Origin of the sequence: Okeania hirsuta (genome assembly GCF_003838195.1) — a bacterium.
Lineage (GTDB): Bacteria > Cyanobacteriota > Cyanobacteriia > Cyanobacteriales > Microcoleaceae > Okeania > Okeania hirsuta.
Map to the genome: position 1 here is coordinate 1 of NZ_RCBY01000547.1, position 1746 is coordinate 1746.

Here is a 1746-nt window from a genome sequence, read left to right on the forward strand (position 1 = left end):
GTCAAATCACATCAAGATCAGAATTTAATCAATTTATTGCTATTCAATTTTTTTCCCGTAAAACTCATATTAGTAATAGCAGATTTAATCGAACTTTCTAACAAAGTCAAATTACCTAAAAGTTTACTATAACTTTCTATTTCACGAGGTTTATCGAAAGATAAAATTACTTTTTGAGTAGGATATTCTGGTAAAATTTGTTCTACATCTAATTTCAAAAGATAATTGCTTAAATCATCAATTCCTCCCCCACTACCCCAAGCAGTTTCATCTATGTATTGTGTTAGTTTGGCTAAAATATATTTAATTTGATAAGGTTGAAATGATGACTTATTAAGTTTATGAAATGCTTTCTCAAATTTATCTGCCACTACCTGCTTGCTAGAAAAAAATTGAATAGCAATAAATTGATTAAATTCTGATCTTGATGTGATTTGACGTAATTCACTAGCCCACTTAAGAATCATGCCATCGAATGCCTTTTGATTGCGATCGCTAGTCAACATTGCCACAAATAATAAATTTTCTACCTGCCGACATAATTCAATAAAACAATATTGAGGCAATTGATAAGCAGCTAAAAGTAATATTAAATGTTGCCTAACATTAACACTGAGACAACGAATATTTTCCAAATAACGATTTACCGTTCCATCAATATTATTACCAGACAAAAATGCTACATAAGCTTCTGCTGAGGCTAATAAATCATTCACAAATAGAATAGGTTCAGTATTATATCCACATCTAGATTCATTTTTGAGAAACCAATCATAGACTTCTTTTTCTGCAATATAATTTCCATCTTCTGCATATCTTGCCAAAATAAAATAGCGCAAAAAACGCATCGGTCTTTCCTGAGAATGATAGAGTAAATCTATCATTTTTTTCCATTTTACTTTGATTTTCTCATAATCTGTTTGTTTAGCTTTAGCAAAAATCAAATTTTTGAGTAAATCCATATCATCCAGGGGTAAACCACGATGATTTAAAGTTGAATATATTTTCAAAGCATGAGCAACACTAGCTGTTTTTACGCGAATTAATTTAACATTTTTGAGAAAATAGGCATAAAATTTTTTGATATGAGAAATAGCAACTTCATCTAATTCAAATTTAAGAGAAAGAAATTTTCTAATCTCAGCATAAGCATTCTGAATATGTTTAACAGAACGAGTAGGAGACCTTTGGTCTAAATCTGTTTGCATAGCAATACTTTCTAGTATTCCCCTACTTTCTTCATATTGTAGTTCTACCCTATGTTTAAACTGGTCATTACCCCAGTCATCTGTATATAGAGAAGTAATCTTATTTTTTAATGCTTCAATACGTTCATTTGAATTAATAGTTAATAAATAATCTCGAATTGCACAGAGAACTAAATAAGCAGTAGTCATCCGTTGCTGCCCATCAATTACTTCATACAAATTATCCCCACGACTACAAACAATTATACTGCCAATAAAATACTCAGAATAAGAATTTTGATTTTGCTCAGAAAATTCTTCATATATATCTTGAATAAATTCATTTACTTCTTTTTCCTCCCAAACATATTCGCGCTGATAATCAGGAATGACATAAAATTCATCAAATAACTTTTCTAGAGTCATGTCTTGAGATTCGATACTTGCCATATAATTACCTCAATAGTTTTAATCAGGAAGAAAGAAGTAATATAGCATTTTCTAAGCGTAAGGAAGAAGGAAGAGGGAAGAAGGAAGAATGAAGAAAAAATGGATGGGG

The 1746-nt window shown here is 30.3% G+C and carries 1 protein-coding gene; it reads right to left on the reverse strand.

All coding sequences use genetic code 11. The features are described 5' to 3' along the window. Nucleotides 1-17 precede the first annotated feature (17 nt). Nucleotides 18-1637, reverse strand: a complete 1620-nt coding sequence (locus D5R40_RS32705; RefSeq protein ID WP_124155866.1) for a DUF262 domain-containing protein — start codon at nt 1635-1637, stop codon at nt 18-20. Nucleotides 1638-1746 lie beyond the last annotated feature (109 nt).

Excerpts from the sequence above, each read along its gene's own strand:
- D5R40_RS32705 (WP_124155866.1), bottom strand. The coding sequence starts at position 1,637 with ATGGCAAGTATCGAATCTCAAGACATGACTCTAGAAAAGTTATTTGAT.